This is a genomic window from Crossiella sp. NPDC003009, assembly GCF_053591555.1.
On record NZ_JBSFUA010000068.1, the window covers coordinates 1 to 18,233 of the forward strand.

The window sequence follows — 18,233 nt, forward strand, 5'->3', positions numbered from 1 at the left end:
CGAGCTGAAGGCCGACCAGAAGGACAAGTTCACCGCCAACGCGCAGGCGTTCACCGCCAAGATCGACGCGCTGGAGCAGAAGGTGGACGCGGTCAGCGGCGGTCCAGGCGGGCCGGGCGCGCAGCCGGGCGGCGGCGATGCGCAGCGCGAGGGGCTGGCGGCCGCAGAGCTCGACCACCTCGGCCACCGCGGCGGCTTCGGCGGTGGCCCGCGGGTGGTCCACGGTGCGGGTGAACAGGTCGGCGGCGGCCTCGCGCGGCAGCACGTCCAGGGACAGGGTCTGCGCGGTGTCCAGGTCGGTGAGCCTGCGCCTGCTGGTGACCAGGGTCAGGCAGCCCGCGGTGCCGGGCAGCAGCGGGCGGACCTGGGCGGCGCTGGCCGCGTTGTCCAGCACCAGCAGCAGCCGTTTGTCGGCGAGCTCGGCCCGCCACAGCGCGGCGCGGGCGTCCAGGCGTTCCGGGATCTTTTCCCCCGCCACGCCGATCGCGCGCAGCAGGGTGTCCAGCGCGGCGGCCGGGTCGGTGGGCTCGTGGCCCGCGGTGTGCGCGTGCAGGTCGATGAACAGCGAGCCGTCCGGGAAGTGCGTGGCCAACTGGTGCGCGGCGTGCACGGCCAGGGTGGTCTTGCCGACCCCGGCCATGCCGTCGATGGCGGTGATTACCAGCGCGGTGCCGCCGGGCCGGTCGGTCTCCGGCAGGGTGGCCACCAGGCGGCGCATCTCCTCCTGGCGGCCGGTGAAGTCGACGATGTCGGCCTGCAGGTCGTTGCGCCGGGCGCTGACCCGCGCCGGGGGGCGCTGGGGCGGGGGCTCGCACTCGCCGTGCAGGATCCGCTCGTGCAGCTCGCCGATCTCCGGGCCGGGGTCTGCGCCGAGCTCCTCGGCCAGCGCGGTGCGCAGCTCCTGGTGCACCCGCAGCGCCTCGGCCGGTCTGCCCGCCCGGCAGAGCGCGCGCATGAGCAGGGCGTGCAGGCGTTCCCGCAGCGGGTTGGCCGCGGCCAGCGCGCTCAGCTCGGCGACCAGGTCGCCGCGCCCGCCGCCGTGCTCGAGCACGCAGTCGGCCAGCTCCTCCTGGGTGAGCAGCCGGTACTCGGCCAGCCGGGCGCTCTCCGCGGCCAGCATCGGGGTGGCGGTCACCCCGGCGAAGGGCTCGCCCCGCCACAGGCCCAGGGCCTCCCGGTACCGGGCCAGGCAGGCTTCGAGCTTGCCCGCGCCCCTGGCCACTCTCGCCTGCTCGACCAGCGCCTCGAACCGGTGCAGGTCCAGCTCACCGGGCCGCAGGCTGAGCAGGTAGCCCGGTGAGCGGCGTAGTAGCCAGGCCGGTCCGCCTTTGCGCTGGTCCAGCGCACCGCGCAGCCGCGAGACGTAGGCATAGATCTCGGCCTTGGTGTCCACCGCGGTGCCGTGCGGCCACAGTTCCTCGGCGATCCGGTCGATGCTGACGACGGCGCCCGCGTTGGCGAGCAGGATGCCGAGCACGGTGCGCGCCCTCGGCGTGCCCAGCGGCAGCGTCCGCCCGTCGAGCACGGCTTCCAGCGGCCCCAGTACCCGAAACTCCACTGACTGACCCCACACACTTCACCAGCGACTATGTCCTCCCTGTCGCGGAGGCTCGGTGAATGGTTACTCCAAATGTGCGAAATACCGAATTACCCCAGACATGACGTGCACCACCGGGACCGCGTCCGGCCCCGGCGGTGTCCTGGCCGGTCAGCCCGTCGGCGCCAGTTCGGGGGCGTGCAGCAGCATCCGCATCCGGGCGGTGTAGGCGGCCTCGGCCTTGCCCTCGACCTCGCCGGTGACGCCCAGCTGGAGGTCGGTGAAGCCGAGGGCCCGCTCGGTGGCGGTGAGCAGCTCGAACACCGCGCGCACCCGGGCGCCGACCGGCACCGGCTGGTGGAAGCGCAGCCGGTCCATGCCCTTGTTGATCACCAGGTCGACCCCGTCCACGTGCATGGTCTCGCGCAGCTGCGCCGGGATCAGCGAGACGGTGAGGAAGCCGTGCGCGATGGGCCCGCCGAACATGCCCTCCGTGGCACGTTCGGCGTGCAGGTGGATCCACTGCCGGTCCTCGGTGACCTCGGCGAACTCGGCGACCCGGCGCTGGCTCACGGTGTGCCAGGCGCTCTCGCCCAGCCGCTGGCCGACCGAGGCGCGCAGCTCGGCGGCACTGCTGAAGATCCGCATCCGGCTATCCCCTCTCCTGGCCGGCGCCGACCGCGTGCGCCCCGCCGTCGACGTGCAGGATCTCCCCGGTGACCGAGGGCAGCCAGGCTGACAGCAGCGCGCACACCACCCTGGCCACCGGTTCGGTGTCGGTCTGGTCCCAGCCCAGCGGGGCCCGGTCGGCCCACACCCGGTCCAGCTGGTCGAACCCGCCGATGCCGCGCGCGGCGAGTGTCCGAAGTGGACCGCAGGCGACCAGGTTGACCCTGGTGCCCTGTGGCCCCAGCGCTTGTGCGAGGTAGCGGCAGCAGCTCTCCAGGCCGGCCTTGGCCACGCCCATCCAGTCGTAGCCGGGCCAGGCCAGGCTGGCGTCGAAGTCCAGGCCGACCAGGGAGCCGTGCGCGGACTTGGCCAGCAGCGGGCCGAAGACCCGGCCGAAGGCGGCGAAGGAGTAGGTGGAGATGTGCAGCGCGGTGGCCACCTCCGCCCACTCGGCGGTGAGGAAGCCACCGCCGAGCGCGCTGGGCGGGGCGAAGGCCACCGAGTGCAGCACCCCGTCCAGGTGACCCCAGCGGGCGTAGAGCGCGTCGGAGACCGCGTCCAGGTGCTCGGGTTTGGTGACGTCGAGCTCCAGCACGTCGCAGGGCTGGGGCAGGGTTTCCGCGATGGCCTCGGTGATGCGCAGGCCGCGGCCGAAGCCGGTGAGCACGATCTCCGCGCCGTGCTCCTGGGCCATCCTGGCCACCCCGTAGGCGATGGAGCTCTCGGTGAGCACGCCGGTGATGAGGATCTTCTTGCCGGACAACAGCTTTGCCTCAGTCACGGGTCACCACCACCACGCCGTTGGCCCCACCGAAGCCGAAGGAGTTGCTGACCGCGGCCCGCAGGTCCAGCCGGCGCGGGATCTTGCGCACGATGTCCAGCTCGATCCGCGGGTCCAGGCGGTCCAGGTTGGCCGTCGGCGGCACGATGCCGTCGCGCACGGACAGCACCGTGCACACCGCCTCGATCCCGCCTGCCGCGCCGAGGGCGTGCCCGATGGCGCCCTTGACCGAGGTGACCGGGGTGCCCTCGGGGTAGAGCCGCTTGATCAGGCTGCCCTCGATCACGTCGTTCATCGGGGTGGAGGTGCCGTGCGCGTTGACGTGCCCGATGTCGGAGGGCTGGAGCCCGGCGGCTTCGAGGGCGATCCGGCTGGCCCGTTCCACGCCGTCGCCGTGCGGGTGCGGGGCGGTGATGTGGTAGGCGTCGGAGGCCCCGCCGTACCCGGCCAGCCGGGCGTGCACCCGCGCGCCGCGCGCCTTGGCGTCCTCGATCCGTTCCAGGACAAGGATTCCAGCGCCCTCGGCGGCGACGAAGCCGTCCCGGTCGGCGTCGAAGGGCCGGGAGGCGGTCGCCGGGTCCCCGCTGCGGGTGGACAGCGCGCCGAGCTGTCCGAACCCGGCCATGATCAGCGGGGACAGCGCGGACTCCGCGCCGCCGGTGACCACCACGTCGCAGATCCCGGAGCGCAGCCAGTCCCAGGCGACGCCGAGCGCGGTGGCCCCAGAAGCACAGGCCGTGGCCGGGGCCAGGCTGGGGCCGCGGGCGCCGAGGTCGAGGCTGAGCCAGGCGGTGGGCGAGCCGGTGCCGGCCATCGGGATCAGCAGCGGGGTCACCTGGGACTCGCCCTCGGCGCGCAGGATCTCGTACTGCTGCTCGAAGGTCATGGTGCCGCCGAGGGAGTTGCCCACCACCACGCCGACCCGCGCGCCGTTCCAGGTGCCGGGGTCAAGGCCGCTGTCCGCGACGGCCTCGCGGGCGGCGACCCTGGCCAGGTGCGCGCAGCGTTCCTGCCGCCAGGCGGTGCGGCGGCCGAGCTGGGCGTCGGCGTCGAAGCCGGGCACCCGGCAGCTGAAGTCGGTGACCAGGCCGGAGAGCGCGGGGTCGGCGCTGGCGGTGGACTCCCCGCGCAGGATGGCCGCCCAGCTCGCCTCGACCCCGATCCCGGCGGCGGTGACCAGGCCGAGTCCGGTGATCGCGAGGCCGGTCATCAGGCGGCCTCGCGCTTGGACTCGATCAGCGTGGCGATGGCGGCCAGGGTGTCCGAAGTGGACACTTCGTTGTCCTTGACCCTGACCCCGAACTCCTTCTCGGTCACCAGGCCCAGTTCCACCAGGGCGAGGGAGTCCAGGTCGAGCTCGGCGAAGGTCGCCTCGGGCCGGACCTCCTCGGGCGGCACGCCGAAGCGGGTGGTCAGCAGCGAGGTCAGCTGGTCGAGCAGGGCGCTCATGGGATGGTCCTTTCCACAGGGATGGGGGGCAGGTCGTGCAGTTGGGTGTCCGCGCCGAAGAGTCCACTCAGGACAGAGCCCATGACCCCACGCAGCAGCCGTTCGGCCACCGGGTCCATGGCCTCGGCGAGGCTGTCGATGCCGAAGTCGAAGTCCACCTGGAAGTCCACCGTGCAGCCGGCGTCCGCCCCGGTGATCCGCCAGGCGCCGCGGAAGTGCTCGAAGTCGCCGTCGACCTGGCCGAACTCGACGCTGGTGGTCGCCGGGTCGAGGTGTTCCCACTCCCGCCAGCGCAACCGGCCGCGGCGGAAGGCGACCTCCCAGGTGGAATGCCGTGGCCGGCCGGGGAAGACCTCAACGGAGCGCACCTCCTCGGCGATGGCCGGGAAGCGGGTGAAGTCGGTGAGCAGGGTGAAGGCTTGCGCGGGACTGGCGCTGGGGACCTCGGCCAGCAGGTGGATCCGCCTCATCCGGCCACCGCCTTGGCCGCGGTGGCGAAGGCCTGGACGAGGAAGTCGAGCTCGGCCTCGTCCAGGGTGGCCGGCGGGGTGAGCCGCAGCACCTGGGCGGAGTTGAGCGAGTGGTTGGCGATGACCCCGGCGGCCATCAGCTCGGCCAGCAGGTCCGCGGCCATGCCTGGCCTGCTGAACTCGATGCCGATGAGCAGTCCGGCGCCGCGCACCTCGCGCACCCGGGAGCCGAGGATGTCCTGGCACAGCGCGGAAAGCTTGCTCCGGATGTGCTCGCCGAGCCTGCCCGCGGCCTCGACCAGGCCGCCTTCCTGGATCGCCTCGATCGCCCCGCACACCGCGGCCATGGCCAGTGGGCTGGCGGAGAAGGTGGAGGTGTGCAGGTAGGGGTCGCGGTCGAAGGCGTGGAAGGCGGACTCGGTGGCCAGCACCGCGGACACCGGCAGCACGCCGCCGCCGAGCGCCTTGCCTGCCACCAGCACGTCCGGGGTGATCCGCTCGCGGTCCGCGCCCCACCAGTGGCCGAGGCGGCCCAGGCCGGTCTGCACCTCGTCCAGGATGAAGAAGGCACCGTACTCCCGGCACAGCCGCTGCGCCTCGGCCAGATAGCCCGCCGGTGGCAGGACCACCCCGGCCTCGCCCTGCACGGGTTCCAGGATCAGCGCGGCCCTGCCCTCGTGCGCGGCCAGTTCCCGGCGCAGCGCGTCCGCATCGCCGTAGGGCACGTGGCAGACGCCGGGCAGCAGTGGCCGGAACGGTTCCTGGAACACGCCGCGGGCGGTGACGCTGAGCGCGCCGAGGGTCTTGCCGTGGTAGCCGTCCCTGGCCGAGATCAGGTGGGTGCGGCCGTGCGTGCGGGCGAGCTTGATCGCGGTCTCCACCGCCTCCGCGCCGGAGCAGGCGAAGTGCACTTTGTCCATTGTGGACGGTGCGATCGCGGTGAGCGCGGCGGCGGCCTTGGCCGCGACGGGTTCGAGCAGCAGCTTGGTGGACACCGGCAGGGTGTGCAGCTGGGCGCGCACCGCGGCGACCACCCTGGGGTGGCGGGCGCCCATCAGCAGCACGCCGTAGCCGCCGCAGTTGAGCAGTTCCCGGCCGCGGCTGGTGCGCACCCAGGCCCCGGTGGCGGACTGTTCCAGCTCGCGGCCGAACAGCTCGCCGAGCGCGGCCCGGCCGCGGCTGAGGTGGGTGCGGTAGGCGGTGGCGGTGCGCTCGAACTCCGCCTCGGCCGCCGTGAGGTCCACGGTCATGTCGCGTCCCTGGCCGAGCTGAGGTGGCCGAGCACGGTCTGCGTGGTGCCGGCCCGGCCGGGCGGGTGGAAGGCGACCGCGTGCGCGGCGGCCAGCAGGTAACCGATCTCGCCCGCGGCGATGAAGGCCATGCCGCCCAGCAGTTCCGCGGCGGCCGAGGCGGTGCTGGTGACCAGCTCCTGCACGCTGTGCCGGGTGACCAGGGCCGCGGTCAGGGTGTCCGCCCCGGTGTCCCCGGCGTCGATCCGGCGGGCCAGGCCCTCGGTGAGCAGTGCGGCGCTCTGGTGCCGGATGACCAGCGCGGCCCGGTCAGCCGCGCTGCCCCGGCCCCGGTGCAGCACCCGCTCGACCAGCGCCCCGGCGAGTCCACTGTAGACGGAGCAGACGCTGAGCTGGAACCAGGTGAGGCCGAGGATCTGGAGCTCCAGCATGCGCCCGGCCAGTTCCGGGGTGGTGCGCACCAGCTGGTCCTCGGTGAGGAAGACGTCGGTGAGCCGGACCTCGTGGCTCTCCGCCCCGGCCAGGGCGAAGGTGGACCAGAACGGGTGCACGGACAGCCCGGGGGTCATGGCGGGCAGCAGGATCAGCCCGAAGTCGGCCTCGCCGTCGCCGGTGGGCACGGCCACGCTGGCCGAGAGCAGGTCCATCGAGCGGGACAGGCTGCACGGCTTCTTCACCCCGTTGACCAGGTAGCCGCCCTCGACCTGCTCGGCGCGCAGGGTGGGGCGCAGGATGTCCTGGTCGGTGTTGCCCTCGGCGAACCCGGAGGCCAGCAGCAGCCGGTCACTGGCGATCCGTTGCGGTAACACGGGATCCAGGTTCACCTGGGTGCCAATCGCGTCGAGCATCGAGTACAGGGTGCCGACGGAGAAGTGGTGCATCATGGTGGCCACCGCCATCGACGGAGCCAGCGCACCCAAGGCTCGCATGACGCCCATCGCCTGCACCGCGGTGCCGCCGCTGCCGCCGTATGCCTTGGGCACCAGCAGGTTCGAGGCCCCGCAGGCGCGGAACAGCTGGATGGCCTTGCCGTCGTCGGCCTCCCGTTCGGCCAGGCTCAGCCCGGCGAGCTCCGCGCGCAGGCCGGGGGCGAGCTGGTCGCAGACGTCCCGGTCGGCGGCCATGAACTGTAGATCCATTCACGCTCCTGGTTCGGTGATGCGGGTGTAGGCCTCGAAGACCGCGGCGCTGGGCCGCACGTTCTCCGCGACCGACACGCCCTGCAGGTGGGTGGTGCGCAGCACCAGGTAGTTGGCCTCGCCGAAGGCTCCGCCGGTGAGCCCGGTGCCGCCGTGCGTGGGCAGGTAGGGCAGGAAGCCGATGTGCGAGTCGTTGACCTTGAGCAGGCCGCCGTTGCCGACCTTGGCCAGGAACTCCTCGATGACCAGCTTGTCCTTGGCCCACAACGAGTTGCGCAGGCCGTAACGGTTGCTGTCCACAAAGGCCAAGATCGCGTCCAGCAGCTCCTCGTCGGGGGCTTCGCCGGGCACGACCACGGGCAGCAGCGGGAAGAAGGTCTCCTCGCGGACCGCGGTCAGCTCCCGGCAGGTGTCCAGGCCGTCCACCCGCAGCACGGTGGGGGCCAGGAACGGCCCGGTCTCCGAGGGTTCGCCGTCGACCTCCAGCCGCCCGCCGCCGCAGACCAGCGTGGCGCCGCGGGCCAGGGCGTCCTCGACCACGGTGCCGAAGCGCTCGGCGCGCAGCACCGGGGACAGCAGCACGTCCGGCTCGTCCGGGTAGCCGGGGCGCAGCGCGGTGACCGCGGTGTGCAGCTTGGCGATCAGCTCCTCGGCGACGGCGGGGTGCACCACGGCCTGGTTGGGCACCATGCAGATCTGGCCGGAGCCGTAGAAGCACTCGGTGAGCGCCTCCACCGCGAGGTCGAGGTCGGCGTCCCGCCAGATCACCACGCAGTCGTTGCCGGCCAGCTCCAGGATCGGTTTCTTCCCGGCTGCCACGCAGTCCCGTTCCAGCTCAAGCCCGCGTTCGACGCCGCCGGTGTAGAAGATGTCGTCCACCAGCGGGTCGGCCAGCCAGCTCCGCAGCGCCGGTCCCGGCCTGCCGCAGAACATGTTGAGCACCCCGGGCGGCGCGCCGATCTCGGCGAGCGCGGGCACCACGTACTCGCGCAGCACGTGCATCACGCCAAACGGCGCGCTGCGCGGGGCGCGCACCACCACGGTGTTGCCCGCCATCAGCGCGGTGGCCCCGAACAGGGCGCTGGTGGCCGGCGCGTTCTGCGGTGGGTTGACGCAGACCACCCCGTCCGGCCGCCGTCGCAGCAGCAGTCGCCGGTCGCCGTGCCGGAACTCCTGTTCCAGCTGCCCGGCCAGCCAGCCCACGGTCTCCTCACTGGCCACCGACAGCATCCCGGCCACCTGCCACTCGGCCAGTGGGCGAGGGTTGCCCTCGGCGATGAGCACGTCCACGAGATCCTTGTGCCCGGCCAGGATCCGCTGCCGCAGCGCCAGGGCAAGCTCGACCCTGACCGCCAGTGGAGTGGCACCCCAGGCGGGTGCGGCCTCGGCCGCGGCGGCCACCGCGGCGGCCATGGTGTCCTCATCGGCCAGCGCGCACCGCCCGACCACCCGGTCGGCCACGGTGGCCGGGTCGAGCTGGCCCTGTTCCAGCCGCCGTTTGAGGGTCAGGCTGCCGAACAGGTCGGTGAGGATCGACCGCGCGCCCACCGTGTAGACGTAACGGTCGGAGTCGATCTCCTTCCCTGCCACGTAGGACAGGTAGGTCGGCACCGGAACCCCTGGGCTCATCGGTCTCCCTCTCGGCTGGCTTCGTCACTGGCACAGTGGCGCTGGGTGTCCGGCTGGATACCGCGAGCCGACTGAACTGAATTGCGCAGTGCTTTAGTCGGTGTTCTGCGGCGCTGACCGGCGCTTAGCGTCCGGGGCATCCGGCCTGCGGAGCCGGTAGCTGTGGAGGCGTTGTGCGCGCGAGGAACTTCATCGCCGGTCTGCTGGCGGGCTCGGCCGTGCTGCTCGGTCTGGCGGCCCCGGCCCAGGCTGGTGTGACCATCGTCAACGGCGAGCTCACCGCCTCAGCGCCGTGGAGCGCCCGGCTCTACCAGGACGGCAAGGACGGCTACTGCACCGCCACGGTCATCTCCGCGCAGTGGATCCTCACCGCCGAGCACTGCGTGGGCGGCAACCACAAGTGGGGCTTCCGGATCGGCAATGTGGAGCACGCCAAGGGCCAGTACGTGGATGTGGCCACCGGCGGCCTGACCGTGCACACCAACGCCGACCTGGCGCTGCTGAAGCTGGCCAAGCCGGTGCGCGCACCCGCGGTGAAGCTGGGCACCCTGGCCGATGTCGCGGTGGGGAACACGGTCACCATCCACGGCTGGGGCCAGACCGAGCAGGGCAGGCAGTCGCCGCTGCTGAAGAACGCCAAGCTGAAGGTCACCGACGTGGCCGCCAAGGACTACAAGGGCGGCCGGGCGATCAACGGCGAACGCATCAACGGCGTGTGCGGCTCCGGCGACTCCGGCGGACCGATGTTCGCCCCCAACGGCAACCAGGTCGGCGTGCTCTCCACCGGCAACGACACCAGCTGCCAGTACACCCACGTCGGCGCCTACCGGGACTGGATCCGCGGTATCGCGGGCGTGTGAGTCACAGCGCCCCGATCAGCCGCAGCAGGCGGTAGCCCGCGCCGAGGCTGAGGCCGTGCTCGAAGGCCAGGTACTCGGGCTCGACGAGGTGCGGCGCCCACTTGGTCTTGAACCGTTCCTGGGTGCGCGCGGAGTACAGCCAGCGCTCCCGCCCGGCGATCCGGCGCATGATCCGATCGAGGATCTTGTTGTGCGCGCCGGGAATCCGGTGTTCCGGGTGGAGCTGGACGAACGGCGTGAAGCCCAGGTGCAGCCACTCAGCGCCCTCGCCGCGGAAGGCCTCCGCGGCGTGGGCGATGATCGACTCGATCGCGCCGGTCGGGGCGTCGGGGTGGCGGCGGGTCAGGTCGTAGAGCCAGCCCGGCCGTGGCCCGTAGACCGGGGAGAAGGAGATGTAGGCGACGATCCGCTCCGCCGCCCTGGCCACGAACAGCCTGCGGTGCGCCGCGCCCCGGCCACCGCGCTCACCGACCATGAAGCCGAGCTGTTTCACCGCGCGTCCCTTGGCGCGCAACCACTCCTGGTCGATCACGGTCAGGGTCAGCGCCAGCTCGGTGTCCATTGTGGACTCCTCGGTGACCTGGACCCCGGCGCGGCGGGCCTGGGAGAGCCGGTTGCGGGTCTCGGCGAGCTTGCCGCCGCGCAGGGTGAACCGGGCCAGGTCGATGCTGAAGGAGGCGCCGAGCTGGTTGACCGCGTAGCCCAGTTCGGCGCAGGCCGCGGCCTCCTCCTTGCGCAGTTGCACGGCGGTGATCCGGCGGCCCTGCCCGGCGGCGAAGGCGCGGAAGGCCGCGGTCAGCGCGGGTTGGTCGACCTCGGCCGCGCACGGCCCGGTCAGCTGCACCAGGTGCCGTCGACCGGCCGGCCGGTAGGCGATGAGGCCGTCGATCCCCGGAGTCTGGAAGTGCTCGGTGTCCTGGTTGTAGGCCAGGAACGCGCTGGAGCTGCGGGCGTGTGCGCGCAGCAGGTCCACGGCGGTCACCGTGGCGACACCGGCTCGAAGGACACCGCGAACGGCTTGAGGAAGTTGCCGAGCAGCCCCCGGTCGCCGCACAGATGGATCGGGATGGCCAGCAGCGCCCACTCCGGTCGCACCAGCCAGCACCACAGCAAGGCAACCAGCCCCGCGGTGACGAAGCTGTGCGTCAGGTTGTAGGCCACGTAAAAACCGCGATGGATCTTGCCGGTTTCGCTGCGGCGGAAGGCGATCAGGCCGGGCAGGTAGCCGATGACGTCGATGTAGGCGAACAGCAGCAGCGCGGGCAGCAGCCGCACCTCGTCCCAGTGCACAAGAAAGAGCCAGCCGCACACGCCCAGCGCGGCCAGGTACTCCAGCCGGAGCAGGCGGTAGGTGGTGCGGGTCTCGAACAGGTTGCGCGGATCCACGCCTCAGCCTCCCGGGGTGAACACGATGGGCAAGGACAGCGGGGCGCGGCCGATGCCGGGCATCCACTCCAGGTCCTCGAAGCGCGCGTTCAGCCGCAGGTCGGGCAGCCGGGCGAACAGCCGGGCCAGCGCGGTGCGCACCTCGGCCCTGGCCAGCTGCGCGCCGAGGCAGTAGTGGATGCCGTGACCGAGGCCGAGGTGCGCGTTGGCGTCGGCGCGGGCCAGGTCGAAGACGTCCGGGTCGGCGAAGCGGCGCGGATCCCGGTTGGCCGCGCCGAGGGAGACCAGCACCCGCTCGCCCTTGCCGATCGCCACCCCGCCGATCACGGTGTCCTGCTTGGCCCAGCGCATGGTGGACAGCTCGGCCGGTCCCTCGAACCGCAGCGCCTCCTCCACCAGGTTGGTCACCAGGTCCGGGTCGGCGCGGAAGGCGGCGAGCTGATCGGGGTGGCGCAGCAGGGCCAGGGTGGCGTTGGCGATCAAGCCCGCGGTGGTGACGTGCCCGGCCAGGAACAGCAGCAGCGCGTTGGCCAGCAGCTCCTCGTCGGTGAGCCGCTGCTGCTCGTCCCTGGCCGCGATCATCGCGCTGATCAGGTCCTCGCCGGGGGCGTGCTTCTTGGCCGCGATCAGCCCGGCCATGTACTCGTTCAGCCCGGCCAGCGCGGCCGCGGCCTTCTCCCTGGTCTCCGGGGTGAAGCCGACGTAGTCGTGGGCCAGCTCGAAGAAGGCGTCCCGGTCCGCCTCCGGCACGCCGAGCAGCTCGCCGATCATGCCGACCGGCAGTCGCAGCGCGAACTCCCGCATCAGGTCGGCCTGCCCGCGCGGGGCGAACTCGTCGATCAGCCGGTCCGCGGCGTCGTGCAGCGTGTCGTGCAGGGCCTCGATGCGGCGGCGGGTGAACGCGCTGCCGACCAGGCGGCGCAGCCGGTCGTGGTCGGGCGGGTCCAGGTTGAGCATGCTGGCGCCCATGCTCGGCGAGAGGCCCTGGACGGACTCGGCGTCGTAGCGGCTTTCCTTGCTCAGCAACGGATCGGTCAGCGCCTGCCGGACCTCCTCGTAGCCGGTGACCAGCCAGGCGGTCAGTCCGGTCGGCAGGGTCAGGTAGCGCACCGGGGACACCGCGCGCAGCCGGGCGTAGGAGGGGTAGGGGTCGCGCTGGTAGTCCTCGTCGAACAGCGCGGCGTCGGCCGGGTCGGGACGGACCGGGCATTTATCCATTGTGGACACTCATTTCTCGTCGCGGCCGAAGCGGAGCGGCGCGCGACGTCCGGTGTGCAGCGAACGGCGGTCGTTGAGTTCGAGGACGCCCTGGCGCAGCGGGTAGCGCAGCCGGTCCAGCACCGGCGCGGCTCTGGCCCCACTGCGGTGCCAGGGCACACTGGGTGGCGGTAGGGGTTTTCCGTGCAGGGCGGCGGCGAGTTGACCGCTGAGCCAGCCCGCGGTGTGCAGGGCGGGCGCGATGCCCCGGCCGTTCCAGCCGCCGGCGAACCACACGCCGGGCTGGACCTGGCCGACGATCGGCATCCAGTCCGGGGTGGCCCCGCTGACCCCGGCCCAGGACCGGGCGATGCGCACCCCGTCCAGCGCCGGGAACAGTTGGCGCAGCTCGCGTTCCAGGCGTCGCCAGGTGCCGCCGGAGACCCTGGGCTGGGTGCCGGGCCGGGTGCTGGGGTTGGCCGCGCGGCCGCCGCCGAGGATGAGCCGGCCGTCCGGACTCAGCCGCGCGTAGTTGAAGTAGGCCCGCGAGTCCAGCACCAGGTCGCCCGGCCGCAGCGGAAGCGCGGCCAGCGGTTCGGTGCACAGGGCTTGCGAGCGGAACGGCACCACTGGCAACTTCACCAACCCGGAAACCCTGGTGTAGCCATCGATGGCGAGCACCACCTGGGCAGCGTCCACCTCGCCGAGATCGGTGCGCACCCGCACCCGCGCGCCGGGTTCCACCGAGCGCACCGGCGTGCCCTCGAACACCTCCACCCCGCGCGCCAGCAGCAGGTCCCGCAGTCCCCGGCACAGCCGCAGCGGGTCCAGCTGGTAGAGCGGGGTCACCCGCAGCGCACCGAAACCGCCTTGCAGGCCAAGGTTTTCCGCGGCCTCGCGCGGCGAGAGCCAGTCCGCTTCCATGCCGAGCCGGTTCAGCTCAGGGAGGTCACCGGTGTAGCGGCGCACGTGCTCGGCGGTAACTGGCAGCTGATACATCTGGCCGCGCACCAGGTCACAGTCGATGCCCTCGGCGGTGACCAGCTCGTGCAACGCGGCCATCCCAGCCAGCGAGGCCCTGATCAGACTGTCCGCGGCCGCCGCCCCCACTCGCTTGTGCAGCAACCGCATCGAGCCCCACACGCCCGGTCTGGCCAGCCCGGTGCTGTGCCCGGTCGCGCCGCCGCCGACCACCACGGCCTCCAGCAGCAGGATCCGCGCCGAGGGCAGCTCGGCCCGCAGCCGGTGCGCCAGCGACAGTCCGGCGATCCCGCCGCCCACCACCACGACGTCCGCGCGGTGCCTGCCGGTCAACGGCGGCAGCAGCGGCTCGGCCACACCGCCGCCCCAGGGCGAGGTGTGTGCGAGGGTCATCGGGACACCGCCGCCAGCGGCCGGGACAGGCTCGGGGCCTCGGCGGCACGTTCCCGGAAAGCCTTGCGGCGCAGCATGTTCAGCCGTACCAGCGCCCCGGCCTCGCGGAGCACCTCCGGCGCGGGCACACCGGAGAGGACCTGGTTCAGCGCGGTGCGGACCAGCCGGGTCGCGGTGAGCAGGGTGTCGGCGTCCCGCTTGTCCGCCATGACCTCGTCCAGCCTGCGGACCCCGGTCGCGTCGAGCCCGCGGAAGAAGGCCTTGCGCAGCGCGCCGACCGGGGCCGCGTCACCGAGTTCTTGGCTGTACCAGAAGTTGGCCAGCTCGGCCTCGTCCCGCCGCCGTGCCCACTCCCGCAACCGTTCCGGCAGTGCCGCCTGATCGTCCCAAGTGGACAGCAGTGCGGTGGCCAGCGCGGCGGAGTTGCGCAGCGCGTCGGTGATGCCGTGGCCAATGGTGGCGTCCTTGGCGTGCCCGGCGTCCCCGGCCAGCGCCCAGCCGGGACCGAACGGCTGCCGGAAGAAGCACGGGTAGCCGATCATCCGGCGCAGCCCGCCCACCGGCTCGCCGCCACTGGCCAGCTCGGCGATCTCCGGGCTGACCCGCGCCACCCACGGCAGCAGCGCGTCCGGCCCGGTGCGCCGGAAGTCCTCCGGATCGCCCACCGGCGGCTGCGCGCACAGGTAGTACTCCTCCTCGCCGGTGGGCAGGATGTGCGCCAGTCGCGCGCCGACCCGGTGCCACAGCAGCACCCTGGGCAGCCGCTTGCCGCGGAAGTACCGCCACACCTGGCCGCGGCCGCTGCGGAAGCTCAGGTACTGGGTGGCGCGCACCCAGCGGGCCACCGGCGAGCTGCGCCCGTCCGCGCCGACCACCAGCCGGGCCCGCACCGGCCGCACCCGCCCGTCCTGATCGGCCACCTCCACCCCGGCCACCCGCTCGTGCTCGCGCAGCAGCCCGACCACCGGGCGGCCAAGGTGCACCTGCGCCCCGGCCGCCCGCGCCCGGTCCAGCAGCAGGTTGTCCAGCAGCTCACGCGGCGGGCACAGCCCGGGGTCGGCGGGGTGCCGGAAGGTCAGCCGCAGCTCGTCCAGGCGCACCTGGACCTCCGGCAGCGGCGGCACCCCGGCGGCCACCAGGTCCGCGTAGATGCCTTCGGCGCGCAGGTCCTGGGTGCCGTGGAAGATGTGCGTGGACAGCGTCGGCCCGAGCTCCACCGCCCGCTCGTACACCGCCACCCGCAGCCCGGCCCTGGCCAGCCTGGCCGCCAGCGCGGCGCCCGCGACCCGGCCGCCGACCACCGCGACGTCCACTGTGGACGTTGTTCTCGAGGACACCGCCATCACGCCCCTTCGTCTCACCGAAACAGAGACCACGAGGTGGCGCAGCGGATACACCTGATCGCGGAGCGCGAGAAAGTTGCCGCCACCCGGTATCCAGCGGGCCGCGGGTCTGCTCTGTCAAGGCAGACAGGCAGCCGAGCGGAGGACACATGGACACTCCCCTGGAGCAGAGCGCGCTCCGCCGCCCGTGCGAGGGGCGGCGCAGGCGGATGGCCCCGGCCGCGCGGCGGGCGGAGCTGGTGGAGACCGCGATCAAGGTGATCACCACGCATGGCGCCGGGATCAGCATGGACCAGCTGGCCGCCGCGGCCGGGGTGAGCAAACCCCTGCTGTACCACTACTTCTACGACAAGGCCGGACTGCTCAAGGCCGCGGGCGACCGGGCGGCCGAGCTGATGCTGGCCCGGCTGCGGCCCGCGCTGACCGGCCTGCGCGAGGCGGGCACCCGGCGGCAGTGGATCCGCGGCGCGGTGGAGGCCTACCTGGTAGTGATCATGGAGAACCAGTGGCTCTACCGGTTCAGCCTGAGCAACCCGGCAGGTCCACGGGGTGGCCAGGCGGCCGACCCGATCGTCACCGCGCTGGCCGACCTGCTCGGCGAGATCCCCGGCCTGAGCCCGTCTCCGCCGCCGGACCCGGTGCGCTACGCGCTGGCCGGGATGGTGCAGGCGGTGTGCCACTGGTGGCTGGAGCACCGGCGGCCGGGCCGGGCCCAGCTGCTGGACGAGCTGAGCCAGCTGCTCTGCCACACCGTGGACGGCGTGTGCACGCTGACCGCGGCCCCGAGGACCGGATAGGCGGCCGGACCCCCAGACCGACGCCTGTCCACGGCAGGCGGCGGGGGACCGTGAATCCCACCGACCCGCGAGGTCCCCCGCCGTCCGCCGCGACACTGACCGAACCGAACATGGGTGCCACCGGGATGAACCATCGACAACCACCGCCCTCGGCCCGCTGCCGTTCCTGCGGCCACGAGCCACGGGCCTGGGCCACCGACAAGCTGACCGGCCTGCTGGACCGCTGGGGCTGGGACGCCGAGGCCGGGCGCGCGCTGGCCGCCGCCCGCCGCCGGGACGAGCCTGCCGCGCTGGTGCTGCTGGACCTCGACCACTTCAAGCGGATCAACGACACCCTGGGCCACCCGGCAGGCGACCGGGTGCTGCGCGCGGTCGCCTCGGTGCTGCGCCAGGTGTGCGAGCGCGCGGTGCTGGGCCGCTACGGCGGGCACGGCGGCGACGAGTTCCTGGCCTTCCTGCCCGGGGCCGACCTGGGCACCGCCACCGCGCTGGCCGCCGCGCTGCGGGCGGAGGTCGGCGCGCTCCAGGTCCCGGCCCGCACCGTGCGCGGCCCACGCACCGTCACCGACCTGACCGTCTCGGTCGGCCTGGCCACCCACTGCCCCGGCGCCCGCACCCGCCTCGCCGACCTGGTGCTGGCCGCGGACGCCGCGCTGCTGGCGGCCAAGCACGCCGGCCGGAACCGGGTGCACTGCGCCCGGCCCGCCCTCGGCCGCCCGGCTTGAGATGAGCGAGACTGCACCCATGACGGCTGCACCGGAAGACCGGGAGAACCTGACCTACAGCCTGTTCGGGGAGGCGGTCCGCGACCTCGCGCAGGCCATCGCCGACGACGGTTACGCCCCGGACATCATCCTGTCCATCGCCCGCGGCGGCCTGTTCGTGGCCGGTGGCCTCGGCTACGCGCTGGACGTGAAGAACCTGCACGTGATGAACGTGGAGTTCTACACCGGCGTCGGCACCACCCTGGACATGCCCGTCATGCTGCCGCCGGTGCCCAACGTCATCGACCTGTCCGGAGCGAAGGTGCTGGTCACCGACGACGTCGCGGACACCGGCAAGACCCTGAAGCTGGTGCACGACTTCTGCGCCGACACCGTGGCCGAGGTGCGCTGCGCGGTGATCTACGAGAAGCCGCACTCGCTGGTCAAGTGCGAGTACGTGTGGCGGCACACCGACCGGTGGATCAACTTCCCGTGGTCGGTGCAGCCCCCGGTGGTCAGTCGCGCCGGCCAGGTGCTGGACGCCTGAGCCACCCCGGCCGGGGCGCGCGCGAGCCAGCCCCGGCCCACGCCCACCGCGCCCCGCCGCCCTGCGCCACCACGCTCACCGCGCCCCGCACCGCCACGCCCCGCCCACGGCCACCGCGCCGCCTACGGCCACCGCGCCGCGATGATCAGCTCCGCCAAGGCCGCCGCAGGCCCGTGCCCAGCCCGCCTGCCACCCAGCACCGCGAAGTCCACCTCCGCCAGCGGCGGCAGCTCCCCCTCCACCGGCACCAGCCCCTCCGGCACCACCGACCGGGCGAACACCGCCACCCCGAGCCCGGCCAGCGCCGCCGCGCGCAACCCGTTGAGCCGGTCGCTCCAGCAGCCGACCCGCCACTGCATCCCGCAGGCCCGCAACGCCTCCAGCGCCCGCGCCCTGGTCAGGCTCGGCTCCGGGTAGACCACCAGCGGCACCGGCTCGCCCTTGGTCAGCCGCAGCCCCGGCCTGCCGACCCAGACCAGCGGCTCCCGCCACAGCAGGTGCCCGTCGGCCTCGGTGCGACGCTTGGCCAGCACCAGGTCCAGGCCGCCCGCGGCCAGCCGGTCGTGCAGCAGGCTGCTCAGCTCGACGGTCAGCTCCAGGTCGACCAGCGGGTGGGTGGCCCGGAACCGGCGCAGGGTCGCCGGGAGGTGGCCCAGCACCAGGTCCTCGCACACCCCAAGGCGCACCTTGCCACGCAGCTCCGGCCGGGCGAAGTAGGCCATGGCCAGGCGTTCCTGCTCCAGGATGTTGTGCGCGAACCCGGTCAGCGCCTCGCCGTCGCCGGTCAGCTTGACCGAATGGGTGTCCCGCACGAACAGCTGCCTGCCGGTGGCCTGCTCCAGCCTGCGCACGTGCTGGCTGACCGTGGACTGGCCGAGGCACAGCCGCCTGGCCGCCTCGGTGAAGCCGCCGGTCTCGGCGACGGCGAGGAAGCTGCGCAGCCACACCGGGTCAAGCACGGGTCCGTCCCGTCAACTCTCGCACCGCACCGGCCTACCACGACGGGCGGAGCGTGGCAGGCCGGTGCGCCGGAACGCGCGTCCTCCGGCGGCTGGGGGCCGTCGGCCGGACGATCTCCGGGATGGCGGGAGGCGCCGGGCG

Annotated in this window: 19 protein-coding genes; 4 read left to right on the forward strand and 15 right to left on the reverse strand. The window is 73.1% G+C overall.

Translation table 11 applies throughout. From position 1 onward, the window contains the following. From ACWDY5_RS38475 to ACWDY5_RS38515, 9 genes are all read right to left on the reverse strand, one after another. Positions 1 to 1,558: BTAD domain-containing putative transcriptional regulator (locus tag ACWDY5_RS38475; RefSeq protein ID WP_449727069.1), on the reverse strand; the 1,558-nt coding region annotated here is incomplete at its 3' end. 150 nt (positions 1,559 to 1,708) lie between these two features. Next, positions 1,709 to 2,185 carry a MaoC family dehydratase gene (locus ACWDY5_RS38480; protein WP_449727070.1) on the reverse strand — a complete coding sequence of 159 codons (477 nt, stop codon included), beginning with the start codon at positions 2,183 to 2,185 and terminating at the stop codon, positions 1,709 to 1,711. 4 nt (positions 2,186 to 2,189) lie between these two features. Next, positions 2,190 to 2,987, reverse strand: a complete 798-nt coding sequence (gene fabI, locus ACWDY5_RS38485; protein WP_449727071.1) for an enoyl-ACP reductase FabI — start codon at positions 2,985 to 2,987, stop codon at positions 2,190 to 2,192. After that, positions 2,980 to 4,197 carry a beta-ketoacyl-[acyl-carrier-protein] synthase family protein gene (locus tag ACWDY5_RS38490; RefSeq protein ID WP_449727072.1) on the reverse strand — a complete coding sequence of 406 codons (1,218 nt, stop codon included), beginning with the start codon at positions 4,195 to 4,197 and terminating at the stop codon, positions 2,980 to 2,982. The genes fabI and ACWDY5_RS38490 overlap by 8 nt, the downstream gene beginning before the upstream one ends. Beyond that, entirely contained in the window at positions 4,197 to 4,436 is a 240-nt protein-coding gene (locus ACWDY5_RS38495) for an acyl carrier protein (protein ID WP_449727073.1), read from the reverse strand. Before ACWDY5_RS38495 ends, ACWDY5_RS38490 begins: the two co-directional genes overlap by 1 nt. After that, positions 4,433 to 4,906: a type II toxin-antitoxin system RatA family toxin gene (locus ACWDY5_RS38500; RefSeq protein ID WP_449727074.1), complete on the reverse strand. Its 474-nt coding sequence runs from the start codon at positions 4,904 to 4,906 to the stop codon at positions 4,433 to 4,435. The genes ACWDY5_RS38495 and ACWDY5_RS38500 overlap by 4 nt, the downstream gene beginning before the upstream one ends. Then, positions 4,903 to 6,156 (reverse strand): aspartate aminotransferase family protein, encoded by a 1,254-nt coding sequence (locus tag ACWDY5_RS38505; protein WP_449727075.1) that lies wholly within the window; start codon positions 6,154 to 6,156, stop codon positions 4,903 to 4,905. Before ACWDY5_RS38505 ends, ACWDY5_RS38500 begins: the two co-directional genes overlap by 4 nt. Further along, entirely contained in the window at positions 6,153 to 7,295 is a 1,143-nt protein-coding gene (locus ACWDY5_RS38510; protein ID WP_449727076.1) for an acyl-CoA dehydrogenase family protein, read from the reverse strand. The genes ACWDY5_RS38505 and ACWDY5_RS38510 overlap by 4 nt, the downstream gene beginning before the upstream one ends. Beyond that, on the reverse strand, positions 7,296 to 8,924 hold the full coding sequence (locus ACWDY5_RS38515; RefSeq protein WP_449727077.1) for an aldehyde dehydrogenase family protein: 1,629 nt from the start codon (positions 8,922 to 8,924) through the stop codon (positions 7,296 to 7,298). Between the two features lie 173 nt (positions 8,925 to 9,097). Here ACWDY5_RS38515 and ACWDY5_RS38520 point away from each other — a divergent pair, with 173 nt between their 5' ends. Next, positions 9,098 to 9,784 (forward strand): S1 family peptidase, encoded by a 687-nt coding sequence (locus tag ACWDY5_RS38520; RefSeq protein WP_449727078.1) that lies wholly within the window; start codon positions 9,098 to 9,100, stop codon positions 9,782 to 9,784. A 1-nt stretch (position 9,785) separates the two neighbouring features. Here the strand turns inward: ACWDY5_RS38520 and ACWDY5_RS38525 are convergent, their stop codons facing one another. From ACWDY5_RS38525 to ACWDY5_RS38545, 5 genes are read right to left on the reverse strand one after another with little or no spacing between them, the layout of a single operon-like run. Next, positions 9,786 to 10,766, reverse strand: a complete 981-nt coding sequence (locus ACWDY5_RS38525; RefSeq protein ID WP_449727079.1) for a phosphatidylglycerol lysyltransferase domain-containing protein — start codon at positions 10,764 to 10,766, stop codon at positions 9,786 to 9,788. Further along, positions 10,763 to 11,170, reverse strand: coding sequence for a hypothetical protein (locus tag ACWDY5_RS38530; protein ID WP_449727080.1), 408 nt, complete (start codon positions 11,168 to 11,170; stop codon positions 10,763 to 10,765). The genes ACWDY5_RS38525 and ACWDY5_RS38530 overlap by 4 nt, the downstream gene beginning before the upstream one ends. Before the next feature lie 3 nt (positions 11,171 to 11,173). Continuing rightward, on the reverse strand, positions 11,174 to 12,388 hold the full coding sequence (locus ACWDY5_RS38535; RefSeq protein ID WP_449727101.1) for a cytochrome P450 family protein: 1,215 nt from the start codon (positions 12,386 to 12,388) through the stop codon (positions 11,174 to 11,176). A gap of 9 nt (positions 12,389 to 12,397) precedes the next feature. Further along, a complete protein-coding gene (locus ACWDY5_RS38540; RefSeq protein ID WP_449727081.1) occupies positions 12,398 to 13,741 on the reverse strand; it encodes an NAD(P)/FAD-dependent oxidoreductase in 1,344 nt (447 codons plus the stop codon). Continuing rightward, entirely contained in the window at positions 13,738 to 15,078 is a 1,341-nt protein-coding gene (locus tag ACWDY5_RS38545) for an NAD(P)/FAD-dependent oxidoreductase (protein WP_449727082.1), read from the reverse strand. Before ACWDY5_RS38545 ends, ACWDY5_RS38540 begins: the two co-directional genes overlap by 4 nt. Positions 15,079 to 15,233: 155 nt before the next feature. On the opposite strand from ACWDY5_RS38545, the gene ACWDY5_RS38550 reads away from it, so the two are divergent. From ACWDY5_RS38550 to ACWDY5_RS38560, 3 genes are all read left to right on the forward strand, one after another. Then, positions 15,234 to 15,881, forward strand: a complete 648-nt coding sequence (locus ACWDY5_RS38550) for a TetR/AcrR family transcriptional regulator (protein ID WP_449727083.1) — start codon at positions 15,234 to 15,236, stop codon at positions 15,879 to 15,881. Positions 15,882 to 16,006: 125 nt separating this feature from the next. Next, the gene (locus ACWDY5_RS38555; protein WP_449727084.1) at positions 16,007 to 16,606 is read left to right on the forward strand and encodes a GGDEF domain-containing protein; all 600 of its coding nucleotides are present in this window, start codon (positions 16,007 to 16,009) and stop codon (positions 16,604 to 16,606) included. A 19-nt stretch (positions 16,607 to 16,625) separates the two neighbouring features. Then, positions 16,626 to 17,132 (forward strand): phosphoribosyltransferase, encoded by a 507-nt coding sequence (locus ACWDY5_RS38560; protein ID WP_449727085.1) that lies wholly within the window; start codon positions 16,626 to 16,628, stop codon positions 17,130 to 17,132. 122 nt (positions 17,133 to 17,254) lie between these two features. On the opposite strand, the gene ACWDY5_RS38565 is transcribed toward ACWDY5_RS38560, so the two are convergent. After that, positions 17,255 to 18,091: a LysR family transcriptional regulator gene (locus tag ACWDY5_RS38565; RefSeq protein ID WP_449727086.1), complete on the reverse strand. Its 837-nt coding sequence runs from the start codon at positions 18,089 to 18,091 to the stop codon at positions 17,255 to 17,257. Between the last annotated feature and the right edge of the window lie 142 nt (positions 18,092 to 18,233).

Excerpts from the sequence above, each read along its gene's own strand:
- ACWDY5_RS38535 (WP_449727101.1), bottom strand. The coding sequence starts at position 12,388 with ATGGATAAATGCCCGGTCCGTCCCGACCCGGCCGACGCCGCGCTGTTC.
- ACWDY5_RS38560 (WP_449727085.1), top strand. The coding sequence starts at position 16,626 with ATGACGGCTGCACCGGAAGACCGGGAGAACCTGACCTACAGCCTGTTC.
- ACWDY5_RS38495 (WP_449727073.1), bottom strand. The coding sequence starts at position 4,436 with ATGAGCGCCCTGCTCGACCAGCTGACCTCGCTGCTGACCACCCGCTTC.
- ACWDY5_RS38505 (WP_449727075.1), bottom strand. The coding sequence starts at position 6,156 with ATGACCGTGGACCTCACGGCGGCCGAGGCGGAGTTCGAGCGCACCGCC.
- ACWDY5_RS38480 (WP_449727070.1), bottom strand. The coding sequence starts at position 2,185 with ATGCGGATCTTCAGCAGTGCCGCCGAGCTGCGCGCCTCGGTCGGCCAG.
- ACWDY5_RS38490 (WP_449727072.1), bottom strand. The coding sequence starts at position 4,197 with ATGACCGGCCTCGCGATCACCGGACTCGGCCTGGTCACCGCCGCCGGG.
- ACWDY5_RS38500 (WP_449727074.1), bottom strand. The coding sequence starts at position 4,906 with ATGAGGCGGATCCACCTGCTGGCCGAGGTCCCCAGCGCCAGTCCCGCG.
- ACWDY5_RS38510 (WP_449727076.1), bottom strand. The coding sequence starts at position 7,295 with ATGGATCTACAGTTCATGGCCGCCGACCGGGACGTCTGCGACCAGCTC.
- ACWDY5_RS38515 (WP_449727077.1), bottom strand. The coding sequence starts at position 8,924 with ATGAGCCCAGGGGTTCCGGTGCCGACCTACCTGTCCTACGTGGCAGGG.
- ACWDY5_RS38555 (WP_449727084.1), top strand. The coding sequence starts at position 16,007 with ATGAACCATCGACAACCACCGCCCTCGGCCCGCTGCCGTTCCTGCGGC.
- ACWDY5_RS38550 (WP_449727083.1), top strand. The coding sequence starts at position 15,234 with ATGGACACTCCCCTGGAGCAGAGCGCGCTCCGCCGCCCGTGCGAGGGG.
- ACWDY5_RS38540 (WP_449727081.1), bottom strand. The coding sequence starts at position 13,741 with ATGACCCTCGCACACACCTCGCCCTGGGGCGGCGGTGTGGCCGAGCCG.